Annotated in this window: 11 protein-coding genes; all 11 read left to right on the top strand. The window is 44.6% G+C overall.

The features are described from left to right. Nucleotides 1-178 precede the first annotated feature (178 nt). The 11 genes from PQG83_RS10990 (at nt 179) to PQG83_RS10940 (ending at nt 17,214) form a co-directional block, all read left to right on the top strand. Nucleotides 179-991 carry an ABC transporter permease gene (locus PQG83_RS10990; RefSeq protein ID WP_312740836.1) on the top strand — a complete coding sequence of 271 codons (813 nt, stop codon included), beginning with the start codon at nt 179-181 and terminating at the stop codon, nt 989-991. Between the two features lie 26 nt (nt 992-1,017). Continuing rightward, nucleotides 1,018-2,367, top strand: coding sequence for an ABC transporter ATP-binding protein (locus tag PQG83_RS10985; protein WP_312740834.1), 1,350 nt, complete (start codon nt 1,018-1,020; stop codon nt 2,365-2,367). A gap of 507 nt (nt 2,368-2,874) precedes the next feature. Further along, a complete protein-coding gene (locus tag PQG83_RS10980; RefSeq protein WP_312740832.1) occupies nt 2,875-3,747 on the top strand; it encodes a phosphotransferase family protein in 873 nt (290 codons plus the stop codon). An 86-nt stretch (nt 3,748-3,833) separates the two neighbouring features. Continuing rightward, entirely contained in the window at nt 3,834-5,675 is a 1,842-nt protein-coding gene (gene asnB, locus PQG83_RS10975) for an asparagine synthase (glutamine-hydrolyzing) (RefSeq protein WP_312740830.1), read from the top strand. A 262-nt stretch (nt 5,676-5,937) separates the two neighbouring features. Then, nucleotides 5,938-6,909 (top strand): glycosyltransferase family 2 protein, encoded by a 972-nt coding sequence (locus PQG83_RS10970; RefSeq protein ID WP_312740828.1) that lies wholly within the window; start codon nt 5,938-5,940, stop codon nt 6,907-6,909. A gap of 314 nt (nt 6,910-7,223) precedes the next feature. After that, nucleotides 7,224-8,648: a hypothetical protein gene (locus PQG83_RS10965; RefSeq protein ID WP_312740826.1), complete on the top strand. Its 1,425-nt coding sequence runs from the start codon at nt 7,224-7,226 to the stop codon at nt 8,646-8,648. Nucleotides 8,649-8,957: 309 nt separating this feature from the next. Continuing rightward, complete coding sequence (locus PQG83_RS10960; protein ID WP_312740824.1) at nt 8,958-10,187, top strand: glycosyltransferase; 1,230 nt, start codon at nt 8,958-8,960, stop codon at nt 10,185-10,187. A 30-nt stretch (nt 10,188-10,217) separates the two neighbouring features. Then, a complete protein-coding gene (locus PQG83_RS10955; protein WP_312740822.1) occupies nt 10,218-11,495 on the top strand; it encodes a glycosyltransferase in 1,278 nt (425 codons plus the stop codon). A 428-nt stretch (nt 11,496-11,923) separates the two neighbouring features. Beyond that, nucleotides 11,924-13,828, top strand: a complete 1,905-nt coding sequence (gene asnB / locus PQG83_RS10950) for an asparagine synthase (glutamine-hydrolyzing) (RefSeq protein ID WP_312740820.1) — start codon at nt 11,924-11,926, stop codon at nt 13,826-13,828. A 633-nt stretch (nt 13,829-14,461) separates the two neighbouring features. Continuing rightward, on the top strand, nt 14,462-15,613 hold the full coding sequence (locus tag PQG83_RS10945) for an O-antigen ligase family protein (RefSeq protein ID WP_312740818.1): 1,152 nt from the start codon (nt 14,462-14,464) through the stop codon (nt 15,611-15,613). Between the two features lie 410 nt (nt 15,614-16,023). Next, the gene (locus PQG83_RS10940) at nt 16,024-17,214 is read left to right on the top strand and encodes a glycosyltransferase family 4 protein (RefSeq protein ID WP_312740816.1); all 1,191 of its coding nucleotides are present in this window, start codon (nt 16,024-16,026) and stop codon (nt 17,212-17,214) included. Nucleotides 17,215-17,298: the final 84 nt, after the last annotated feature.

Below are 17,298 nucleotides of genomic sequence, written 5' to 3'. Positions count from 1 at the left end.
GGAAATGGAAAGTCTCCGAATCCTTTATAATCAGCTGACGTGGATAATCGAAGCCATTAAGGAATGAGTGTCGGGTTTGTTATCGTGAAACGAATCCAAATTCGTGCCAAAACGAAGGAATAAAATGTTTGGAAGCAAAATGAAAAATACAGAAGAAACTACATGTTCAAGTGCCGATATGGTAACCATTATACAACCTGATTCCGGCTGGAAAGTTATAAATTTTAAAGAGCTGAGTGATTATCGAGACCTGTTTTATTTTCTCACCTGGCGCGATATTAAGGCGTTATACGCGCAGACTGTTTTGGGATTTTCATGGGCAATCATTCAACCTCTTGTGCAAATCTTGATTTTCACGGTTATTTTTGGAAAGGTTGCGGAACTGCCAACGGAAGGCATTCCCTATATTTTATTTTCAAGTGTAGCAGTGATCCCCTGGACGTATATGTCACAGGCGCTTACGCAATCGAGTCAAAGCCTCCTTCAGGGATCGAATATATTAGGGAAGATTTATTTCCCTCGGATCATATTCCCCATTACTCCCATTTTGGCTAAGCTGGTTGATTTTGGAATTTCTCTGTTTATTGTCCTCTGCATCATGTTGTACTATCGCGTGTCCCCCACATGGAATCTCCTGCTTTTCCCCGTGCTGGTCATCATGATGATGGCTGTTCCGTTGGGCATAGGATTGTGGCTATCTTCACTGGCCATTCGATTTCGTGATGTCAAACAAGCCATGCCGTTTTTTATTCAAATGCTCATGTATACGGCCCCCATCGTCTATTCGGCATCATCGATACCGGAGGGGTATCGATTGCTGTACTCGCTCAATCCCCTCGTCGGTGTCATAGAGGGATTCAGAGCGTGTTTGCTCGGAACGCCCATTCCCTGGCTTTACATATGGCCTGGAGCACTGACAGCGGTCCTGTTGGTCATCAGTGGAGCGGTGTATTTTAAGCGGATGGAGCGTATCATTGTAGATGTGATTTAAGGAACCAGACCAGTATCAGGAAAAACATGAATAATCGAAATCTCGCCATCAAAATTGAAAATATCAGTAAGTGCTACCGGATCGGATTGAAAGAAACCATCCAGGATAATTTTTTTAACACCATCGTGAATTTCATTAAAAATCCTCTCAAAAATTACCGGGTTTATCGCTCCCTCTATAAATTCGACGATGTGAATCCCGATCAAGATACCAATCCTCCCGATGTCATCTGGGCTGTCAAGAATGTCTCGTTTGAGGTAAAAGAAGGGGAAATTATCGGCATTATCGGGAGCAATGGCGCAGGAAAATCGACTCTCCTGAAAATTCTGTCGAAAATTACTTATCCCACCAGTGGGCAGGTCACGATCCGTGGAAGGATTTCAAGTCTTCTCGAGGTTGGAACCGGATTCCATCCGGAGCTGACAGGGAGAGAAAATGTCTACCTGAATGGGACCATTTTAGGCATGCGGAAGAAAGAAATCGACAGGAAATTTGATGAAATTGTGGATTTCTCCGGAGTAGAAAAATTTATCGATACCCCTGTGAAACGGTATTCGAGCGGCATGAAAGTGCGCCTGGCGTTTGCCGTCGCCGCTCATCTTGAGCCGGAGATTTTGATTATTGATGAGGTGTTGGCGGTCGGTGACGCACGTTTTCAACAAAAATGTCTGGATAAAATGAAAGAGGTCGGCCAACATGGGCGCACCGTACTGTTCGTTTCGCACAATATGCCGGCTGTCACCCGTCTATGTTCCAGGTCTATTCTGCTCGAAGGTGGAAAAGTGCGTGAGGATGGTCCAACTCATGAAGTCATCACCAGTTACATGAATTCCGATAAATGTACCAAAGCTGAGCGTAGATGGCCTAATGTCATGGAGGCACCTGGAGATGAAGTCGTTCGATTATGCGGTGTAAGAGTGCGGACACACGATGGCCTGGTGTCGGACGTTGCGGATATTAGTCAACCTGTTCGAATCGAGATAGAGTATGAGATACTGCAACCGGGCTATGTGCTGCGGCTCTATTACCATGTGTTTAATGAAGAAGGAATTGAAGCGTTTTTACCGCTCGAAAATGATCTAGCCTGGAGACAGAAACCGCGCCCCATTGGGCGATACGTGAGTACGTCCGTGATCCCTGGGAATTTGCTTTCCGAAGGGAGATATTTTATTGGGCCGACGATAGGCACCGAAAATCCGTGGGTGAAGCGCCTGAAGGTTAATGATGTTGTGGCATTTCATGTAATTGACAGTATGGATGGTAATGGGGCTCGTGGTGATTCTGTCGGACATATCCCGGGAGTAGTCAGGCCCCTTTTAAAGTGGGAAACGCAATTTAGTCCAAAAGAAGCACACGCAGAAAAGACCGAAGTGTAGGTTGAGGATTATAATATTTCTACTTTTTCCATAGGATTTGCTCCTTTTTCTGTACTTTAGTACGCAACTTGCCCTTCGATCCACTCCAGATAATCCTGTTATTCACAAAATTTCAACTGTAAATCCCGGCCATGTTGGTCTGATTGAAGCATCCGCTTGACCATGCCGATCTCAAATAAAAAAGATTCGGATAAATAAGAGATGACCTCCCATCAATCAGTAGGCTTTCAATATGTAAAAATCCAAAGTGAGAATAGACGGTTTTTTTGTTTACAGCAAAACATCCTTGATTTAGCTTGGATGTTGTTTTTCATAAAAGACTCCTTAACCCCTATTGTACGATTTGATTCAAAGACTTCTCGTAGCAGGTTATTCGTAAAACAGGTCCATAGTTATCTGGGATTTGTGAAGAGCAATGTGAGGTGTCTTATTACTTTTTTGGGGTATAAGTTTCAAATATTACAGAGCGAAGGGGTCGTTGAGTTGCCATGTTATGGTCAAATATGTGTGCCCATTCATCAGGGGTACAAAATATTCGATTTTCACAAGAGGATTGCCATTAAAGTATTCGATGGTCATGTGAATTCCGCCGTTATTCGCGATGAAATTGAAATATTGAAACGTGTCTCCTGTATGGAATTTGCCTCTTCATTAAAAAAATGGAGTATTGAGGAAAGATGGTACGAGGAAGAATATGTGAATGGATCTTTGGATTCCTCCTATAAGGCTTTGGATTCCGTAGCGTTATTAGAAAAATTTTTCAATGAAATTCTTCAGCATTTGATAAGTTTAATGCTGATTCAGGAACCAATTTCTCAAAACTCTGTAGAACATGCTCTGGATATGACCAGGGGATTACAATCAAAAATCTTGTCAAAGCCGGGATCCACTGGAGCGGCGTATCAAAAAATTACATCATTTATTGAAGACATCGTTCGTCGACTCCAAGCGGAAGGGAATTTCCCAATTTTTTGGGTGTTTGCCCATGGAGATTTTGTTCCAGCCAATATGCTGAATACCCGGCATGGAATGAAAATAATTGATTGGGAAGGGGCTGGATATCGGAGTGCATTGTTTGATTTTTACAGTTATTTTTTTTATCGACCCGCCTGTAGGGGCGTGTCAGTAAGTGTGTTGGTTTCAGAAATACAGAAGGCATTGCCGATGGTCATTTCGGAATTAACCGCAAAGGCTCCGGAAGTTTCAATCAGCCTGAAAGCATTAGAAAAAACCTATCGATGGATTTTTTATCTTGAGATGATCTCTCGATTAATAGATCGTGAAATGACAGATGAAAACCTGAATGTGATGCATTATATCCAAGAATATCTAAAGGCGTTTAATCTTTACGAAGAATTGTGTGCCGTTAAGAACGACTGACATTTCAAAAATCTACTTCAAACAATTTAGTTGCATCGTCGACAACCATCTTGAAATTCTTGTTCCTCGAGAGAGTAGGCTAGGACATGTGTGGGATAGCTGGAGAATTACGATTTAATCAAGCGTTGGGGCCTGAAGCCGATTGGGAAAAGATTAGTGCTTTGATGGCACGTCGGGGACCCAATGACCAAGGAATCTGGACCGATCATAGGACGTGTACATTAGTCTTCCGCCGTTTGGCTATCATTGATTTAAGTATGAATGCCCACCAACCTATGACCGTTCAAAATGGTCGCTATACGCTGGTCTTTAATGGTGAGATATATAATTTTCAGGACTTACGGAAAGAATTGGAAGTTCGTGGAGTTCGATTTCGGTCAACCAGCGACACCGAAGTAGTGCTGTATGCCCTGATGGAATGGGGAGTCGCAGCATTGGATCGCTTTAACGGAATGTTTGCCTTGGGGTTTTTTGATTCGGTGGAAAAGCGATTGCTATTGGCTCGGGACCATGCTGGCATGAAACCGCTGTATTATCTCAAGAAGTCTGAAGGAATGGTATTTGCGTCTCAATATAATCAGATTCTGGCGCATCCCTTGAGCCATAATCTTGAGGTCTCGCCTGAAGCACTGGGTCTCTATTTGCGGTTGGCCTATATTCCTGCGCCTTATGCCCTGATGCAGGATTCCAATATGCTTGAGCCTGGTTCCTGGGTCAAATTTACGGCGGATGGACACGTAGAAAAAGGGCAATACTTTAAATTTCCGCAGTACAAAACGCCGAAATTGCAAGGGCGGGAGGCTCTGGAAGCGGTGGATTCGACGATCACCGCGGCTGTGAAACGGCATCTGATCAGTGATGTTCCCGTCGGAGCATTCCTTTCCGGAGGTATTGACTCACCGCTGGTCGTCGCAAAAATGAGATCGGTGAGTGCAGGCCCCGTTGAGGTCTTTACAATCGGAACCGGTGAAAAAGCCACGGATGAAACACAGGATGCCATGGCCTATGCGAAAGAATTTGGGGTTAAACATAGGATTGAATGTATGGATCCCGCCAAAGCGCTTGATTTCTTGGATGATGTGATAGAAAGCTGTGGAGAGCCGTTTGGAGATTATTCTATATTCCCCACGATGATGGTATCCCGCCTGGCCAGTCAAAATTACAAGGTCATGCTTTCCGGCGATGGCGGTGATGAATTGTTTTGGGGCTACACGGGCCGCTTTGGTTCCTTGGTGAAAAATGCAGGGGATTTTCGGTACCCATTTTGGTGGCGTTGGGTATGGCGGGGATTGAAGAGAGTTCTGCAATATGGAAATTATAACCATCTCAATCAACCTTCACTCGGAAGCTATCATCGTCTTATGCTCACCCATCTTTCTGAAAAATGGTTGAACCGAATTTTTCCGTCATTGCCAGTTTGGCCAAATGCCTATAAAGCCTTTGAATATGATAGTTGCGATCAAGATCGTGCAGCACAATATTCCCGAATTGCCGAATTTGAATGTCATTTGCCCTATGTGTTGATGAAAGTGGATCGGGCAAGCATGTTCCATTCATTGGAAGTTCGGGTGCCGCTCCTGGATAAGGAAGTTATTGAAATAGCGGCACAAACCGACTGGCACCAGTGCCTTGATGTGGAGCAAAAAATGGGGAAGATGGTTTTACGTCAGGTCTTATCCAAGTATGCTAAACAACAGACTCAAGGAAAGCGGGGTTTTGAGGTGCCTATGGGAGCATGGTTACGTACTTCACTCCGGGAAATGGTTGAGGAGAGTCTACTGAAACGAGATGAAATGTTGGGGTTGGAAGTAAACAAGGAAGCTCTTCGACGGCTGTATGATCTGCATCTCGATGGTGGGAGCGATCTTTCATGGGCGCTATGGCCTCTGCTCAGCTTATCGCTATGGATGAATAAACATTATCAGTAGCCAAGAAAAAAACACAGAGGACAAAGAATATCCTATTGGTTAAACGGCATAATTGGCTGATCTGTCATTCTGGGGCATCAACAAAGGAATCGAGCCAGAGTTTGAAAGGAGTGTCATTCTGAGTGGCACGAAGGGTCTGACGCGGCCGTGAGGTTTATAATGGAGGCACAACGCAACCTGCACGCTATCCTCATTGTCTGAGAAATAAATTTCATGCTTTTACCCATAAGGGATAAGAGAAACACTTTTGAAGAGGTCCAATATGCTCCATCAGGAAAAGCCATTAGTCACGATTGCGATTCCGACCTACAATCGAGCAGACACGTATTTGAAGCACACCCTTCACAGCGCGATAAACCAATCCTATAAAAATTTAGAAATTATCGTTTCAGACAATTGTTCGGCTGATCATACCGAACAAGTGGTGAACGAATTTAATGATTCTCGCATTCGATATGAAAAGCACAGTCAAAATATCGGGCATTTCAATAATTTTAAGTATTGTATAGAACAAGCCCGGGGAGATTATTTTTTACTGTTACAGGATGATGATCTTATTGATGAGGATTTTGTTGATGTGTGCTTAAAAACGGTGAACTATTCATTGATGGATATTGGAGTGATCAGAACAGGAACTCGCTATATTGGCCCAGATGGGCAGTGGCTAGGGGAGTGGCCCAACACAGTAGGTGGACTTTCAACGGAAGAATTTCTTTTGGCGTATTTATCCTTTGAGACGGGTATTTACCTCTGCAGTACCCTATTGAATACCAAAAAGTTAAGAGAAATCGGCGGCATGCATTCAAAACATAATTTACTGTTAGATGTCATGGCAATAGCCAAATTATCCTCTCGGTATGGCCGAAAGGATATTCGAGAAAGTAAGGCAAGTAATCGGAAACACCTCAATGAATTAACATTATCTCTGAAAACTAAAGAGTGGTGTGAAGAGTCATTGCTATTGGTCGAAACGATGTGCCAGTTGGTTTCTGAAAAGAGTATGGTCCAAAAAATAAGAAGGACAGGGAAGAATTTCATCTTCAGACATAATTATAATTTACTAAAAAAAGAGAAGTTTTTGAGCTCCCGTTTAAAGGCCTTATTCCTGATTTCCCGGAAATGTGGGTATTTATTTTCTTTCAGCCGGTTTTTGAAATACGCCATTCTTGATGAATGGAAAGCGGGTAAAAGGAAAATGAAACGATTAATAGGTTCTTTTGGGTATGAAGCGTAGCGGTTGGACCAACATTGCTGTTTCTTAGCTACCGAATCCCCATTTGAGCAAGGAGTACCATGGATTCACACAGTAAAGTTTATCCAACGGATATATTTTTTGGAAAAGAAAAAGAGGAGCGAATTTTCGCTTCTAACGGTTTTGAGCGGGTTGAATATGCATTTGATGAGTTTTGCTCCCAATTGGTGGATGTCCATGTGAGGCAGGGTGTGAGAATACATAGCCTTCGTGTCTGTGCAGAGGAGAGGCCTACCCACATAACATTTTCAAGTGCAGCCTCGGTCCTGAAAGTTTTTCATGGAAATGAATTTGGAATGCTCCTAACCGTTCAATATGAAAAAAGAATATATACGGTTTGGCTACCTGCTGCTGGTGCAAAATTTCATTTCGACCAATCCCAACGTATTTCAGCCCCTGAGGACTCGTTTCTTCCCTGCCATTGGGAAGTGAGTTCCGGTATTCAACTGCATTTGTTCCTTACAGGAATGCCAGGAGAACGGGCCATTGTCCCGTTTATGATTATCGAAGATGCTTGCGAGGAGTTTGTCGGTGAAATCACATCGTTGAATTCCATTGAACGACGTGTCTATCGAAAAACAGATTGGTTTTATGCCAGCAAACCCTCAGATATCTGGACCTATCTGGTCAACGGCAGTCTCTATGACCCTCGTGGGCACAAAGACCTTAAGAAACGATTCAAATGTCAGCAATGTGCATTCGCCTGGTGGAGTTATTTTGGGTTTTTATTTCAGGAAACCGGCAAAAAATTGTATGACATCATCCAAAATGTCATTGCGTATTCTGTTGTTTTAGACCTGTCGCCAAAAGGGGAGTGGGGGCACGGTTTTTGGACCGATGAAATTGAAACCCATGCCCGATTCCATCTGGACGGCATTCATTTGCTCATTTCGCAGTATGAAAAAACGGGTGAGTCTTTATGGATAGAAGCCGCAGAACGTGGAATGGATTTTGTGTCCGAGCATCTGATGGAACAGCTCGATGACGGGAGTCTTTGGTTTTTACACGATACGAATGAACATATGGACAAACATGCACATTTTCAATCTGTCCTTTTTGGTAAATCTCCTGGTAATTCGCTTTGTCTCAATACGCATGTGCAGGCATTGACCGTAGTGAATCGCCTTAGCCATGTGATTCCACAAAACACACGTTATGCTGAATGGTCCGAAAAGGGATTGCGAGCGCTACAAAGAGTCTTAGAACATCAACCGGCAGAGGCCCTGTATAAAATTTTTATTGTAATGTGGATGAAATCACGAAAAAAGCCACGATCTAAGGTTGAAGTTGTGGCACATGCCGTTAAAGTAAGGAGTATACGAAAGGTTTTTTGGGCTCTGCGACGGCAGTATCCCCGGCTTGTGTATCCTGGCGGATGGATTGATCGGGATTTAACCATCAGTTGTTTTTCTGAAGAATACCAAATTACCAATCTTAAGGATTTCCTTACCTTGTATCAGCAAATGCCACTTTCGTGGTTGCTTCCTTACATAAAAAACAATTTTTATTTTCTCAGGAAATTTCTCCTCCAATTCGGTCTAACCAATGCTCTTGAGTCCAGTCCCTATTACATCGAATTTATGGATGTCCTGTACATGTATGATAAATATATTGAAAAATTAGATCATGAAGAAATGCAGCGTGCGAAAGAAGCTATCTGTCGCCAAACGGGCGGGTATTCGGTTGATTATTATGCCTCAGAACTTGTGCGGGGGAAATAGGAAGGGTATACGGAGATGGTATTTTAAGCCGGTCTCCCCTTAGAAAATATGAAAACTCTTTTAAGGATCTACTGAATATTTTTCCCTCCGGTCATCCTGGAGGTTTATTCAAAATGGTGAACAGGTGAATGGAAATGTTCTATCAGAAAATCCAAAAGGAGAATGTTCTATCGTTGGTGCAAGATCCTCGAAGAAGATCACGTGAGGGTTGAAAGATGGTGTATTTGATTGCCCATATCCGCAAAAGGTTTATGATTCCTGCAGGTGTCTTTTGAAAGACGTAACTGAAAAAATGGTAGAGGATGAAGAATGAAAGTAGCGTTTATCGTGAGCCAGTTTCCCTCTGCCACGGAAACATTTGTGCAAAGTCAAATTGTAGGAATGATCGAAGCTGGACTTGAGGTCAACATTTTTGCCGGGAAAGCAAGAGATGATCTTCCGAATTCAGAAAACCTCAAAAAATATATGTTGAGGGAACGGACGAGGTATCAAGTTGTACCAAAAAATAAAGTTCGACGATTCGCCAAGGGGTTGTATCTTATTCTTAAATATATCCTAAAATATCCCGTTCCAATAGTGAGATCCTTAAATGTTTTTCAATATGGAAGGGCCGCTTCATCATTAACGCTTCTGTATAAAATTATTCCCTTTTTAGGAACGGGACCCTATGACATTATTCATTGTCAATTTGGCACGGATGGTCTGCAAGGATTATATATTAAGCAGGTGGCTGCCCCAACGGCTAAAGTGGTGACTTCTTTTCGAGGATTTGATGCCTCAAAAATGATCTATGAATGCCCCGATTTGTATAAAACATTATTTAGGGAAGGGGACCTCTTTTTACCGGTCAGTCATTCTCTGAAAAATCTCATTGTCCAACAAGGATGTGATGAGAGGAAAATTGTCGTTTTGGCCTCTGGTATTAAATGCCAAAACCTCGCATGGTCCCCCAAGAACGTTCTCCAGGATGAACCGATACACGTCATAACCATTGCCCGGTTGATTGAGAAAAAGGGTATTCCCTATGCGATTGAAGCAGTCGATAAGATAGTTAAATCGGGAAAATCCATCCGCTACTCCATAATCGGAGAGGGCGAATTACGAGGGGACCTGGAGCAATTAATTCAGGAGCGAGATCTCAAGGAGCATGTGCGGTTACTAGGATGGAAAAGCCATGAGGAAGTCATTCGATTGTTGCAGGATGCACACATATTGATCGCTCCAAGTGTGACCGCCAAAGACGGTGATCAGGAAGGCATTCCCAATGCAATTAAAGAGGCCATGGCCATGGGGTTGCCGGTTATTGCCACTCAGCATAGCGGCATCCCGGAACTCGTGGAAGATGGTGTATCGGGTTATCTGGTACGGGAGCGAGACGCGGATGCCCTGGCCGATCGACTGTCCTACCTGGTTGACCATCCTGAAAAATGGCCGGATATGGGAAGAGCCGGACGTGCCCGGGTGGAAACGGACTATGACATGAAAACTCTAAATGATCGGTTGGTGGAATTGTATGGACAAGTGTGTGCAAAAACGTGATATTTGCCAATGAGTGAAAAGGATAGAACGATGCCTCCCAAAAAACCCAAAGTCCTGTTTCTTGCGTATTATTTTCCCCCGCTCAATGCCGGTGCATGTGTCCGAACCTGGAATATCGCCAAGTATCTCTCCAGGTTAGGTTGGGATGTCACTGTGGTAACACCCGATCCTCACCTGTGGCGATTAAGGGACATTAGCGAAATTGAGAAGATTAATCTTGAGCTAAATAAAGAAGGAATTAAGTGTATTCATACCGGGCATGACTGGCGGTTTCTTTCACCTGGATGCCTGAAATTCGAGAATTCCGGAATCAAATGGTTTTTGGGAGGGGTAGGTCGACGGATTGCAAGCAAGTGGAGGCTTGAAAGAGAAATTGGCTGGATCAAAGAAGCCAAGCGGACATGCTCAACCTTAGGTAAAGAGGATGTAGACATCATTCTTGCGAGTGGGTCACCGTTTTGTTCATTTGGATTGGCGAAATGGCTATCAGATAAACTGAACCGACCCTATGTGCTTGATTACCGTGATCCTTGGACCGGCAATCCTCACGCACAGTATCCGAAACCTCAGAAAACCATTAATGAAGAGAAAGAGCTGCTCCAAAGTAGCGCTGCTGTGACCATCGTCTCCCCCTCCTGGGCAATGGATTTAACCCGACGATATGGTCTGAAGGAAAAAATTCACGTCATTTCGAATGGCTTTGATCCGGATGAAATGAGTCAAGTACAGCCTACCCATTTTCCACATTTCGCGATAGTGTATACTGGGGATTTCTATCCTCCCAAACGGGTGATTACGCCGTTCATGGAAGCTCTAAAGCATTTGAAGGAATTAAGAGGTAAAGAAAAGGGAAAATGGTGTCTGTATTATTATGGTCAAATGGGAGAGCATGTCAGAGAAGAAGCCGAGCGATTGGGGATGACTGATGAAGTGAAGCTTCAGGGAAAGGTCCACCGCAATGTCGCGCTATCCGCTGTTGCTGGTGCGAACATATCCATTGTCATTACCTCCATCCCTGACGACGTCACGATTGCCGATAAAGGAATGATCACATGCAAAGTCTTTGAATCTTTAGGGTTGAAGACTCCAATTCTGCTGATATGTCCATTGGGTAGTGATGTCGCCATATTAGAACAGTGTAAAGGGGTACGCGCGTTCCAAAAAAATAATATCGTTGGTATGGCTTCCTATCTCAATGAACGAATTGAAAGTCAAGGGGAGAGAATAGAAGGAGAAGACCCATATTCATGGGTCAATTTAAGTAAGCAGCTGAATGACATTCTTCTCAAAAAGTCTTTAGTTGAGTAGACGGTTTCTTTTTGTGTCAGTTGGTTCAATGTGAAACCAAGAAATGACTGATGAGTAACCCGAATGTCAAATTCGGGTGGATGAGCTTTCATTCATGTGATTCTTAAGGGTTGACTTCCGATACCCTATTCGTGAAGTCAAAACAATCTGGTTGTTCGCTAAAAACATTAGGCAAGGTCGGGTTGTCACGCCTCTCTTCTCTTAATTTACCCCTATCTGGAGGAAGACGGTCAGCAACTCTTTTGGCCAACTGGTTTTGGCCTCCTTAATGCTGGTTCACAAGCGACGTAATACCTGCAAGGAAGATGATAATTTTCGAGTAGACGTAATCTCTGACAGAGCAAGACTTAACCGTTAGAACGATGTTGGCTTGTGGACTCCACTAAGGCTGATTGCCAATCTCGAGTGCGTGGAGGAATGATTATTTTATGTGTGGTATTGCCGGGTGGTTAGGACATCTTCCTGACAGTGAGTCTTACGCAGCACGGTTAGCCAAAGTTCTCCATCACCGGGGTCCGGATGCACATGGCATTCAGATCTGGCCTGAGGCAACTCTCATTCATACACGGTTAAGTATTATTGATTTGTCTCCGGGTGGTGCGCAACCGATGGCGAACGAAGACGGGACCATCTGGGTAGTTTTTAACGGGGAAATCTATAACCATCGGGAACTTCGACAGGATCTTGAAGCTCGCGGACATATTTTCAAAGGGCGATCGGACACTGAGGTCATTGTTCATCTTTATGAGGAAAAAGGTTTAGCGTTCCTGGATAGATTGCGTGGCATGTTTGCCTTAGCGATTTATAATACACAAACTGACACCCTTCTTCTGGCCAGAGACCGATTCGGTATTAAGCCACTGTTTTATGCCCCGGGAGCCAACCGGCTTTCGTTCGCCAGCGAAATCCGGGCACTCCGTGAATTGCCGGGAATCAACGTTCAGCCGGATAGACAGGCGATTTCCGATTTTGCTGCCCTATTCTACATTCCTGCCCCTGAGACGTTTTTTGTCGGAATTCGTGCTCTTCAACCGGGAGAGGTCCTGGTCGCCCAATTGGATACCCACACGATTTCCTGGGACATCCAAAAGTATCATCAATGGGCCATTGCTCCCAATTTAGATATGTCGTTAGAGCAGGCTAAGGCACAAGCTGATTCTTTGATAACAGGGGCCGTCCGACAACAATTGGAAAGCGATGTTCCGCTTGGTGCCCTTCTCAGCGGTGGGATCGATTCCTCCTTGGTAAGTGTTGCGGCTCAGCAAAACCTTAAATCTTCCCTGCAGACCTTTAACGCGCAATTCTCAGAGGAGGAGTATGATGAGACCTGGGCAGCGGTAGCAGTAGGGAAACACATTGGAAGCCATCACCGAACGCTAAGAGTCGGAAACAGCAAAGGGACCTGGGACCATATAACAGATCTTCTTCTTCATGCCGGACAGCCTTTTGCCGATACCTCATTTTTTGCAGTCAATGCGGTTTCCAGGCTAATGCGTCGATATGTGACAGTCGCACTTTCTGGAGACGGAGGGGACGAAGGGTTTGGGGGCTATGACCATTATTGGAGAATTGGGGATATCATTCGATACCAGCGTTTTCCCTCATGGTTGTGGCGGACAGCTGGTGCTATTTCGTTTCCACTAGCTCAACTTGGCATGTTGCGTAATTCATTTCCAAATAGGATCAGGGATCTTACCGGCGCTGACGACACCATGATTTTGCAGACCTTAGTTTCTTGGATACGCGAGGACGAACATGAAAATCTTTGCCTGGACGCCAATCTTTTTCCCGTCCGTCGCCTGTTTGAACGACAATGGGAGCATCGGTTGCCAAGTAAGGTTTCTCGGTTGGAACGGTTGTCTGCGCATGCGGCTGAAGTCGACGTTCGTCTAAGATTGCCCAATGACTTTCTTTTTAAGGTGGATATGGCAAGCATGAAAGAGAGTTTGGAAGTACGTGTGCCCTTGTTAGAAGAAGAGTTGTTTGCCTTTGGCCTTACACTTCCTCACCGGCTGAAAGTGAGAGGACGAATGTGTAAAAAGGTATTACGAGCAGTGGCCGAAAGTAAATTGCCTAAAGCCGTTGCTGGAAAGCCAAAATCTGGATTTGGAATCCCCATGGATACCTGGGTAGATGCGGAATTCAAATCGCAATTGTCAGAGGCGCTGCTCGGTACTTCCAGTCGCCTTCCCGAATTCTTCCGACCTGAGGCGTATCGCCCGGTAATAGAGGCTTTTTGTACTGGAATGCCTCATCGTACAATTTCTCGGGCAGGACTGTACCAACGGGCCATTATGCTGCTAGCCGTCCAATTGGCCCTTTCTGATAGGTAAGGCAGGTTTGGTATTCAGTAGTCTCGCTGATAAGGTGGGAATCTCATTCATAGAAGACCTTTTCACGGCCTCTGAAGATTCTTCAATGTTTGATTCCGCGGTGGTTGATTGATAAGTCGCGGACTCTACCTCACCTATACTCTGCTTACAAAGGAGAGGAATTTGAGTCCCATTTTTTTCGAACGATGTACACGAAAATGGGAGTGATCCAGGAGAAATCCTGATGAAGCTAAATTTCGTAGGTTCAGTATTTGTTGATTTCGGTTGTTCCAGAAGTGCAAGGAAAGATGTATGGCTAAGATAAATCCGCCTTTTTCATCCTCAATGAAAAAACCGAGAAGTTCGACTTTCACGAAAGAGACTGAACTGAAGGCCAAAGAAATCAGTGCTCAACTGATTTGGCCTATCCTCATCAAGATAATGATTTGCGTCGTGCCTGCCATGGGTTTGGTTGGAATGGGGAAATTATTCGCCGGCGGAAAAGTTTTCTTCGCTTTTTTGTTACTGTTTCTTGCGTATTATATGGTGTCCGGAAAACCCTTAAGTTTTTTTGCCTTGTCCATTTCAGTCCTTCCCGTTTTGGCGTTTTTGCGTGAGGGTCTGTTCTACAACTCGGTAATAGCCATTTTGGGGATGGGGCTGGCTCTCAGGCTTTTTATAAGCCCTCAAAAATTTTTCCAATTATGGAACAATCTCCCGTTGCGTTGGCTTCTCATTGTAGGGATATTGTATTGGGCGGGAGCTTTTATTTTGACGGGGAGCTATTCCTCTGGTCTTAAGATCTTGGAGCTTGGGTTCAGTGCAGGCATCGTGTATCTCCTTGCTGAACAACGAAAATACCTGTCAACGGCACTCGTCGGTGCGGGCATTTCCCTCTTTGCTATTGGGTTAGCCTTATTGGGATACGGGGCACCACGATTGGTGCAGGCTGAAATAGAAGGCGTGACTTTCGGAAATCCGATCAGCTTCGGTATTCCTGCGGCGTTTATCCTCCTGTATTCAATTGTGGACGACGGCAAATGGCTTTTTTTACAAAATTCGGCATTTTCCCGCCGGTTAGTTGGGGGAACAGCTTTTATTTTTTTACTTCTCTCAACATCGCGAGGGAGTTGGGCTGTTGCCTGTGTGGGTGTATTCATCATGCTCCTGTTTTCTAAAATCAGAATGAAAATGCGGATACTGATGTCCTTAATGTTCATGTGTGTTTTTTTATTCAGCCTCCTTTTAACGGAAAAGGGCGCCACCATAAACAAATGGTTTGACAAGGCTACAGACAGTGAGAGAAGTCTGGCGGAAAAAACTACGGGACGTTTCGATATGTGGATTCTATTTCCGAAAGTCCTGAAAGATTCACCAATTTTGGGCTTTGGCCCTGGCTCAGGGCCAAAGGTTTATGCGACCTATTCCATCTCTGATCCTAATGTACATTTTAAACCCGGTGTGGAATTGGCCTGGCATTCGCTGTACCTCCACGTGGGTGTTGAGACGGGGCTAATCGGCCTCATACTTTTGACGGGTTTCCTTGCTACCCTAATGAGCAAAGGGCTTGTTCATAGACGGGTGACGGGCGAAGTAGGGCCGCTTTTAGGCCTATTGTGTTTCATGACGATCGGTCTTTCCGTGTCTGCTTTTGATCCATTGTCTGGACTTTTCTTGGGTATGGCGTTGCTTGGTAACACACGGGGAGCAAGGGTACGACGGCAAAACGGATGGAGAACGCGACCGCAGGGCGTAAAAACAGATAGCCGCACCAATTACTCAGCCTATCAGGTAGTTAAACCCTGATTTTACAGATGCATCGAAAACGCGGAAAACCGGTATAGACTACACGTCTAAATCACATCAACACCGACCCATCCGATAATCGTTACCCGAAACTAAGGGAAGTCAGGCACTCATAAAATCTGTATAATCCTGGGATCAATAGAAGCAATCCCATTGGCTATAGACGCGTCTGCCTCTGGAAAAGGGACAAGAAGTTTATGCACCGACGAGCATAAAGGATGAACTCGTCCCGTATTGGCAGTTTTACTGCGGCCACAGTGGACCACAGAGTATGCTTTTAGGCTGCCGAACAAGAATATTCTGCATTTTTAATTATTCGCCGGAACTAGAAACTGACCATGGTATTCCTGCATGGCATCAGCTGTTTTCGGAATCAATTTTTGACAACTGATTCATAGGGAAAATTAAATATGGCATTACAGAATGCAAATAAAAAATTGGTCATCATCACGAATGTTCGGCATTATGAAGTTGCGGGACAATTCTACGCGTCCGGTCCCTACACTCTACAGATCCAGCCTTTAGCGGATCTGTTTGAAAAAGTATTGATCGCAGCACCATTTCAGAAAGGCCTCCCTCCTCGCGATTGTCTCCCCTTTGCCAACGGTAATATTTCAATTTTGCCGCAAATGGAGACCGGTGGACGAACCTTTAAGGAAAAAATTTTGCTTTATGTCAATATCCCGAGACATCTGCTGGAACTGAGTAATGCAATGTTAAAAGGTGATGTCATCCAGGTTCGATGCCCATGTAATCTTGGATTGTTTGGAACTATTCTGGCCCCACTGTTCTCCAAGTATTTAATAGCCAACTATGCCGGACAGTGGATGAGTTTTACCGGGGAACCTTTTTCTTATCGTTTGCAGCGGTTTATCTTACGCTCCTGGTGGTGGCGAAATGGGCTGGTTTTTGTTTATGGGGGAGAGCCAAACCAGCCCAAGCAGGTTATCCCAATATTTGCTTCCACAATGACGGCAAAGCAAGTGCAGCGTGGCGTGGAGGCTGCGGGTCAAAAGCAATTGACTTTTCCTATTCAGATCCTGTTTGTAGGGAGATTAGTCCCCGCCAAGGGAGTTGATGTCTTGCTGAAAGCAGCCTCTGCGCTGTTAAAACAAAATATTTCGTTCAAGTTATCAATTGTGGGGGATGGGCACGATCGGGGCCGTCTTGAAACGATGACGAAACAGCTGGATTTGGAAAAGAATGTACATTTTGTCGGGCCACTTCCCTATGTTGAAGTAATGAGTTGGTATGAAAAGGCGCATGTGTTGGTCCTACCTACCAAAAGTGAGGGCTTTCCTAAAGTTCTCGTAGAAGCGATGTGTTATGGGGTGGTGTGCGTAGCAACCGACACCGGGTTGATCCCGTGGATGCTTAAGGAGAGAGGTTTTGTCTTTCCCTATGGGGACGTGGAAAAATTGGCAGCTCAACTGCGATGTATCATGGAAGATCCTTCGATGGTTCAACGACTTTCAAAAGAGGCGAGTGCGTGGGCACAAAACTACTCTATTGAAGGAGTTCGAGAGGCTCTACGGCGTTTATTTCTAGAGCGTTGGAATTATAGTTTCTTAAAGGAGGAGGATAAAGAGCGCGGGGAATGATGAATTTTGTTGTGTGCCAATAACGGAAAATTTTGCGCTCTCCAGGGGTTCCGTTGATGTTGGGGTTTGAAGTAAATTGCGCTG

Origin of the sequence: Candidatus Nitrospira neomarina (assembly GCF_032051675.1) — a bacterium.
In the GTDB taxonomy this organism is placed as follows: Bacteria; Nitrospirota; Nitrospiria; order Nitrospirales; family UBA8639; genus Nitrospira_E; species Nitrospira_E neomarina.
This window is presented reverse-complemented; position numbering and strand designations above follow the sequence as displayed.

Bases quoted from the DNA above. Each gene is read 5' to 3' on its own strand.
- asnB (WP_312740820.1), top strand. From the start codon at position 11,924: ATGTGTGGTATTGCCGGGTGGTTAGGACATCTTCCTGACAGTGAGTCT.
- asnB (WP_312740830.1), top strand. From the start codon at position 3,834: ATGTGTGGGATAGCTGGAGAATTACGATTTAATCAAGCGTTGGGGCCT.
- PQG83_RS10960 (WP_312740824.1), top strand. From the start codon at position 8,958: ATGAAAGTAGCGTTTATCGTGAGCCAGTTTCCCTCTGCCACGGAAACA.
- PQG83_RS10990 (WP_312740836.1), top strand. From the start codon at position 179: ATGGTAACCATTATACAACCTGATTCCGGCTGGAAAGTTATAAATTTT.
- PQG83_RS10985 (WP_312740834.1), top strand. From the start codon at position 1,018: ATGAATAATCGAAATCTCGCCATCAAAATTGAAAATATCAGTAAGTGC.
- PQG83_RS10945 (WP_312740818.1), top strand. From the start codon at position 14,462: ATGGGGCTGGCTCTCAGGCTTTTTATAAGCCCTCAAAAATTTTTCCAA.
- PQG83_RS10955 (WP_312740822.1), top strand. From the start codon at position 10,218: ATGCCTCCCAAAAAACCCAAAGTCCTGTTTCTTGCGTATTATTTTCCC.
- PQG83_RS10965 (WP_312740826.1), top strand. From the start codon at position 7,224: ATGCTCCTAACCGTTCAATATGAAAAAAGAATATATACGGTTTGGCTA.
- PQG83_RS10970 (WP_312740828.1), top strand. From the start codon at position 5,938: ATGCTCCATCAGGAAAAGCCATTAGTCACGATTGCGATTCCGACCTAC.
- PQG83_RS10940 (WP_312740816.1), top strand. From the start codon at position 16,024: ATGGCATTACAGAATGCAAATAAAAAATTGGTCATCATCACGAATGTT.